Here is a 6000-nt window from a genome sequence, read left to right on the forward strand (position 1 = left end):
GTCATGAATACCAACTCTGTTTCCATCCTCACGCACGAACAAATTCAGCGTTTACAACAATCGATAGAAGGCCGCATCGTGGTGGTTTGCTTTGGTGCAGGCGTGGATAGCACCGCGATGCTTTGCGCCTTGCATGCTGCCAATATCCGTCCGGAATTAATTACCTTCGCAGATACCGGGGCTGAAAAAAACATCACGTACCAGCATGTACAAAAAATGAATCAGGTTTTACCATCCTGGGGATGGTCGTTAGTGACAGTATGCAAAAAAATTACGCTGGAATCGACCAGCTATGACGACCTGTTCGGCAATTGCATTGATAATGAAACGTTGCCCGCGCTAGCATTCGAAAATCGTGTTCAGTCAAGTGGAAGCAAGGTCCGCAGGACTCACATATTAAAGGCGCGAAGTCCGGCCCTGCTAAGCGCCCTCCCCATCCAATCTGGTTGAATTATCTAGAAACCGGTCAGCGGATCGTTAAACTGATTGGCTATGATGCGGGGCGTGCGGATATGCGCCGATCAAAGAAAATTCCTACATCTGATGTTGATTTTGATTATTTCTATCCTTTACAGACGCTTGGTTGGGAACGTTCCGATTGCGTCCGGGCGATTACGGATTTGCTGGGTGCGGAATTGGTGCCGACCAAATCCTCCTGTTTCTTTTGTCCTGCATCCAAAGTATGGGAATTGTTCTGGATAGCAGCGCATGAACCTGAGTTGTTGGAACGGGCGTTGTATATGGAACGCGTTGCCCTGACCGGCAAACATTCCCGATTTGATGAAGTTGAATTTGGCGCATCATGGGAAGAATTGGTGCGTAACGCAGATCGATTTCCATCCACCGCAACTACAGTCGGCTTGGGCCGCAGTTTCAGCTGGAACCAGTGGGCCAGAGTCAATAATGTGGTCGATGCTGATTTCAGAGTGTGGCGCAGCGCTGAATCCATCGAGCGTTTTATTACCTCGGCAGCGGCACTTCAGACATCGGACAACGCACTGGATCGACGCTTTTCTGACCCGGAACGCAAAGTGATCCCCATTCTCCCAGCGCAGCAGGCGTTTACGTTCGAAACAGAATGACCACAAATATCGTATTGCTTTTGCATGGCCTGCAGTCCGTTGATTGCAGGATACTTCATCGGTATCAGTACCTAACCGGGAGCTACTTGTCATGTCAGCTATTTTTCGCGTGCTGGTAAATAATCAAACATACACCGACCGTTCAAGCCACGCTCTGCAATCCGCGCTTTCTCATGCCTATCACAAGAGCGAAGCATTCTGTATGTGCCATTCACAACCGGTGAAGCTGATTATCAAGTGCTATCACAAGGGCACTTTGAATGTGATGCATGGACTGGCTCGGTGGCCAGAAACAGGGTTTGACCATCATCAGGATTGTCTGTTTTTTGGAGATAATCCAATTGATCGACTTCAACACGCCCTGCCCGCCGTGGTAAAAACAGAAGAAGGCCTGCAGAGAATCTATCTGGAAGCCGGTTTGGAATTACCTTCAAAAGCCAGCGTCCCGGGGCAATTAAAATCATTTAAATCGAAGTCCGCTGAGGTAAAGCGAAACCGGCTGGACGATGCTACGCTGCTCAATACACTATGGAGAACAAGCAGTTTGAATATTTTCCGTGGAAAATCGACTCAATGGTTTCAAGCGTGCTATGCAATACTCAATGCAGCCAAGCGCTTCATCATCAATCAGTCCGGCGCAACGCTTGACCAGTATTTACTTATCGCTGCGGCTAACCACGATAAACTGATCAATGCCCATAATCAAACTGTGATGGCGCATGCCGGCAATGGAAAACACCAATTGTTGGTGATCGGTAGGCTACACCATATTCACCCTGAAAAAAAACGCCAAATCCTGCCACTGAAAGAATTCAGCGGCATTCCACGCATTTCAGTTCAGCGAGAGCAATTGGAATCGTTCCTGAACGCGCATCAGCATGTGGGGGACAACTCCATTGGCCAGACCAGCAAAATCATGCTTGCTCGTATAGCGCCAGACAATAAGGAGTGGTGGAATTGCGAGTCGTTAAATGGAATGATTACCGATCAGAATCTTATCCCATGCAACTCCATCGCTGAGTTAGCTTTCGCGGCTTTTCTGGTGAGCCAGGAGCGACGCTTTGTCCGCATTATTCATGAGGGTCCGGATGACTTGCAATCACGTTGCCAATTCATTTTGATTGACGGTTTCCCCAGAACATACTGTGAAGTCTTCGATTCACTGTTACAGGATGGTGTGGATAATATTGCTCTGCGCGGCAAATTTTTCGAAGGATCAGGCAAACGCTATCTTTCCTGGATTCGCGAAGATGGTTCACCCTTTCCTACGCTTCCTGAAGTTCAGAATTAACGCGAATCCAGAATTTGACTTCCTGTCGTTTCGTGAGATTCTGCATCTATTCCCACCACGTATAAAGGTAATGAAATGTTTAAAAATTGGATGATGAAACTGTTGGTGCTGACAGTATTCCTAACCCCTATCGTGTATGCCGACGATTGCAGCAGTCAATTCTATAACGGCCAGGCACCGCAGCTGTCTGCGCAATTGCAATCCCGAACCACCTTTCTCTGTTTTGAACAGTATGCGCTGACCTACTCCGGCGTGACGCGCTCCCCATTATGGACAGCGGAATACCTGACTAATAATCGCGTCAAGGAAGCACGCAGATTAAAGCGACAGGACAGTTTTCATGAGGAAGACCGGTTGCCGGTTTCTGATCGCAACACGCTGAAGGATTTTAAGGGTATTGGCAGGCTGTCCATTGACAGGGGCCACATGAGTCCCAATAGCGACTTTTCGACCTACTCTGCGCAGTTTGAATCGTTTTCACTGGCGAATATCATTGCCCAGGACTCAAACAATAATCAGATTCTGTGGGAAGGCATCGAGTCGGCTACGCGGACATTGGCAACACAGCATGAAAAACTCTTTGTCGTCACCGGTCCAATCTTCGATCAGCGAGATCATCTGCTGAATGGCCGGATCATGATTCCGACGCGTATTTTCAAAGCGATTTATGACCCCAATCGCAAAGAAGCCGCTGCTTACATCGTCCAAAATGCACCGGGTATGGATTATGAGGTGGTCAGTATTCACGATCTGGAACGTCAGATCGGCATCAACGTCTTCCCTGGCATTACTGAATCCATCAAAATGAAAGCGGCCAGACTGCCTGAGCCAACTCCGCACAATGACAAAGGAGGCCGGTCACATTCACGGCATGCCGCAAACAATGACATGTCTGCGGTCGTGGAGCGTGGTTTGAAGGCCATTTTCCGATAAGCAGCGCCAGCAGATTTTAATTTTTGGAGGTTAATTCATGGACATGCGTACAGACATTTTTTCCGAATATCCATTTGGTCAGATTGCTTTGAGAAAGTTGGCACCGGTCAGCGCCAATTTCCGACTCTATGCAGCAGGATGGCTAGGTAACGGCAAGGTTTACGATGTTATGAGCGTGACAGGAGCAGAGTTCAGGGAGGCCAAGTCCGGCGACAATCAAGGGAAACTCTGTATTAAAATTCCTAACACGTCGCGCACTGTTCATGTCACTGCAGAAGAAATGCGGAAATTTGACCAGGCCGGTAACAAGAACAGTAAAGCCTGATACGGCTACTGATTTAATTTCATAAAAGCAGAAAGCTCACAGCGCATGGATACGCTCAATGTCGAAAAATTGCGTCAACTGACGGAGAAGTTGCGGTCTCAAGGTTTAGGCGATGAGGCAAACAAATTTGCCACTCTGCTGTCTGAGTATGAGTGGCTGCGGAATGACCGGTATTATGCCAAGCTTCGTCCCGGCGAGCGGTATGACCGTCTGCAATCTCATGAAGCTGCTGCAAAGGCGCTGGAAAATGTCCAGACCGAGAGTTATGACGGCAGGAATGCTGTCAATAGCCCTAACCTCGCGGCGTTCATGGTGCTGGATGATCTGAGTTGCCGATGCCAATTGAAGCAGGCGCTGGACTTGGTTGATATTGCCGACAGGTATGCGATCACCGATACCATCACTGAAATCCTCCGGCAAGCTACTTCGTCTGCATCACCGGCTAAACCACAGCTTTTGTATGGTGACAAAACCGACCCTTTGCACATTCACTACCAAAAGCATTTGCAAAGTTTGGTAAAAAACGTAAGCGCGTTCCAACGTTCTTATGTACGCTACGGATCAGATCATGAAGAAACCCTTGCAGCCTGGGAGTCTTTGGAAAAGTCCCATACCGATGCTGCCGACCTGCTTTCGACCCCCATTATCTGACCGTTACTTGGCAAGACCGGGTTTGCAGCGCACCTGGTCGATCATAACAGCCGGGCTTTGTCAGCATTCATGAAATTAGAAGGAAGGGATTTTGAGCATGTGGAACTGGATCAAAAATCTGTTTTCATCCAACGGACGCAAATCATCCCATCAGGCAGAGATGCAGCTGCAAGAAGCAAAATCTTGCCAGGATGAATTCCGGCCACACTACCGGGTTCGCTGCCCTAAGTGTTTTAATACGCACTTTGTTCCAACGCCCGGTTTGTACACCTGCCCTGTGCTTGGAAATCAGTCACAGTTTGAAGCTCGGCCATCGCGGTCAGATGATTTTTTGACCGGCTTTTCTGTTGGCACACTAATTAGTGGCAATGTTGGTGGTGGATTTCTCGGCGGCTTATTGGGTGGATATTCAGGCGGTTTTTTAGGCGGGATGCTGGCAAGCCATTCAGACCACGGCGACAACCGCAGCACTTTGAATTTCAGCCAAAGTGACTCAGATACCAGTTCAGGCGGAAATTTCTTTCAAGACTGTGACACAGATTCAAGTAATTTTGACTGTGGCAGCTGTTCGTTCGATTCTGGTAGCTGTAGTAGTGATGACGACTGACTAAATCCTTGTTTGTCTATGAGGATACGTTGTTCATGCAGTGATTCGATCACGATGCGCCCATCATTAAATATCCACGTTCTGTGTTTGTTGGATATCCGATCATCCCAGTAACAAGGGTCTGTATCTAAATTTTCCCAGCCGTGATCCCAGCCGTACACATGCATCCTTCGATCCCACTCTGACATTGGATAGCCTGAATACCCATCTTCAACCTCATTCATAATCTGCTTCAACAATGCCAGCGCGCCTTCACGCGAGTCGGCAGATTCGGCTAATTGCAATCGTTGCAGGAAAATCTTAAAACGTTCGGATTTTGTTTTTTGCGTCATGCTAATGATGATTCTGCAATCTGCAATTAAGACGTGAGTAAAATCTCATAGGTCTTACCATCATGCCCTATGAGTATCACTGAGGTGGTCCATCCTTTAACTTGCGGCACAATTCTGTATTCAACCGCGTTCTGGTTTTGATCACGTGCAGTCACTTTGGTGTGCCAATGTTGAGTATCCGCGATAGACCAGTTCTGAAATTTTCTCGCATCAATACAAAAGTCTGTGGATACCTCGACCTTGAATGTGGTCAGGGACTGCGCCTGCATGTTGTTCACCACTTCACTGGCCGTCAACTTGCAAGCCACGGCCTGGGTGGTCAACAAAGCCAAACACAGAAGCAATGGGATAAGCAATTTGTTCAATTTCTGAATCCTTATAATTTTTGTCCCGCTAAATCATTCCATCGAGTCACTTTTCGTTATAAGCATCTGAACCACTATGCCATCGACTGTTACATCCTGTACTGATAAGAGACCTGCTGGATATATTTGCTCATTACCGAACGAATCTTGAGAAACCACTGGTTTTCCGCAAAATTTCGAAACTTTAAGGGTCATGGCACCATCCCTTTCACGCTTAACATCACTCACATAACTTTGGCAGATCAATCCTTCTTCCGTTTTTGTTTTCGGAAGACCTACAGTAACACCACCAGTTTTCAGTGTAACGACTGACAATACTTTATCTTGAGCAAAAACTGATGAAGAGGCAAAAACAAGAGCAATTGACATCCTCCCCTGCCTAAAGGCAGGGGATTCCTACTGCCTCTACCCCGG

General features: G+C 47.6%; 9 protein-coding genes. 7 read left to right on the forward strand and 2 right to left on the reverse strand.

What is annotated here, in order from left to right; genetic code table 11:
* The first annotated feature begins 3 nt into the window (after nt 1–3).
* From HV832_RS16475 to HV832_RS16505, 7 genes are all read left to right on the forward strand, one after another.
* Nucleotides 4–450: an adenine nucleotide alpha hydrolase family protein gene (locus tag HV832_RS16475; RefSeq protein WP_176805085.1), complete on the forward strand. Its 447-nt coding sequence runs from the start codon at nt 4–6 to the stop codon at nt 448–450.
* Entirely contained in the window at nt 447–1082 is a 636-nt protein-coding gene (locus HV832_RS16480) for a hypothetical protein (RefSeq protein WP_176805087.1), read from the forward strand. Before HV832_RS16475 ends, HV832_RS16480 begins: the two co-directional genes overlap by 4 nt.
* 91 nt (nt 1083–1173) lie before the next feature.
* Nucleotides 1174–2373, forward strand: a complete 1200-nt coding sequence (locus tag HV832_RS16485) for a DUF1173 family protein (protein ID WP_176805088.1) — start codon at nt 1174–1176, stop codon at nt 2371–2373.
* A 75-nt stretch (nt 2374–2448) separates the two neighbouring features.
* On the forward strand, nt 2449–3306 hold the full coding sequence (locus tag HV832_RS16490) for a DNA/RNA non-specific endonuclease (protein ID WP_176805090.1): 858 nt from the start codon (nt 2449–2451) through the stop codon (nt 3304–3306).
* A 43-nt stretch (nt 3307–3349) separates the two neighbouring features.
* Complete coding sequence (locus HV832_RS16495) at nt 3350–3631, forward strand: hypothetical protein (RefSeq protein ID WP_223827372.1); 282 nt, start codon at nt 3350–3352, stop codon at nt 3629–3631.
* 45 nt (nt 3632–3676) lie between these two features.
* The gene (locus HV832_RS16500) at nt 3677–4282 is read left to right on the forward strand and encodes a hypothetical protein (protein WP_176805094.1); all 606 of its coding nucleotides are present in this window, start codon (nt 3677–3679) and stop codon (nt 4280–4282) included.
* 97 nt (nt 4283–4379) lie between these two features.
* Nucleotides 4380–4889, forward strand: coding sequence for a hypothetical protein (locus HV832_RS16505; protein WP_176805095.1), 510 nt, complete (start codon nt 4380–4382; stop codon nt 4887–4889).
* Between the two features lie 358 nt (nt 4890–5247).
* Here the strand turns inward: HV832_RS16505 and HV832_RS16510 are convergent, their stop codons facing one another.
* Nucleotides 5248–5586, reverse strand: coding sequence for a hypothetical protein (locus HV832_RS16510; RefSeq protein WP_176805097.1), 339 nt, complete (start codon nt 5584–5586; stop codon nt 5248–5250).
* Between the two features lie 33 nt (nt 5587–5619).
* Nucleotides 5620–5955, reverse strand: a complete 336-nt coding sequence (locus HV832_RS16515) for a hypothetical protein (protein ID WP_176805099.1) — start codon at nt 5953–5955, stop codon at nt 5620–5622.
* Between the last annotated feature and the right edge of the window lie 45 nt (nt 5956–6000).

The sequence above is a fragment of the Cognatundibacterium oligocarboniphilum genome, assembly GCF_013377855.1.
In the GTDB taxonomy this organism is placed as follows: Bacteria; Pseudomonadota; Gammaproteobacteria; order Burkholderiales; family Burkholderiaceae_D; genus Undibacterium; species Undibacterium oligocarboniphilum.

Bases quoted from the DNA above. Each gene is read 5' to 3' on its own strand.
- HV832_RS16475 (WP_176805085.1), top strand. From the start codon at position 4: ATGAATACCAACTCTGTTTCCATCCTCACGCACGAACAAATTCAGCGT.
- HV832_RS16485 (WP_176805088.1), top strand. From the start codon at position 1,174: ATGTCAGCTATTTTTCGCGTGCTGGTAAATAATCAAACATACACCGAC.
- HV832_RS16490 (WP_176805090.1), top strand. From the start codon at position 2,449: ATGTTTAAAAATTGGATGATGAAACTGTTGGTGCTGACAGTATTCCTA.
- HV832_RS16495 (WP_223827372.1), top strand. From the start codon at position 3,350: ATGCGTACAGACATTTTTTCCGAATATCCATTTGGTCAGATTGCTTTG.
- HV832_RS16500 (WP_176805094.1), top strand. From the start codon at position 3,677: ATGGATACGCTCAATGTCGAAAAATTGCGTCAACTGACGGAGAAGTTG.
- HV832_RS16505 (WP_176805095.1), top strand. From the start codon at position 4,380: ATGTGGAACTGGATCAAAAATCTGTTTTCATCCAACGGACGCAAATCA.
- HV832_RS16515 (WP_176805099.1), bottom strand. From the start codon at position 5,955: ATGTCAATTGCTCTTGTTTTTGCCTCTTCATCAGTTTTTGCTCAAGAT.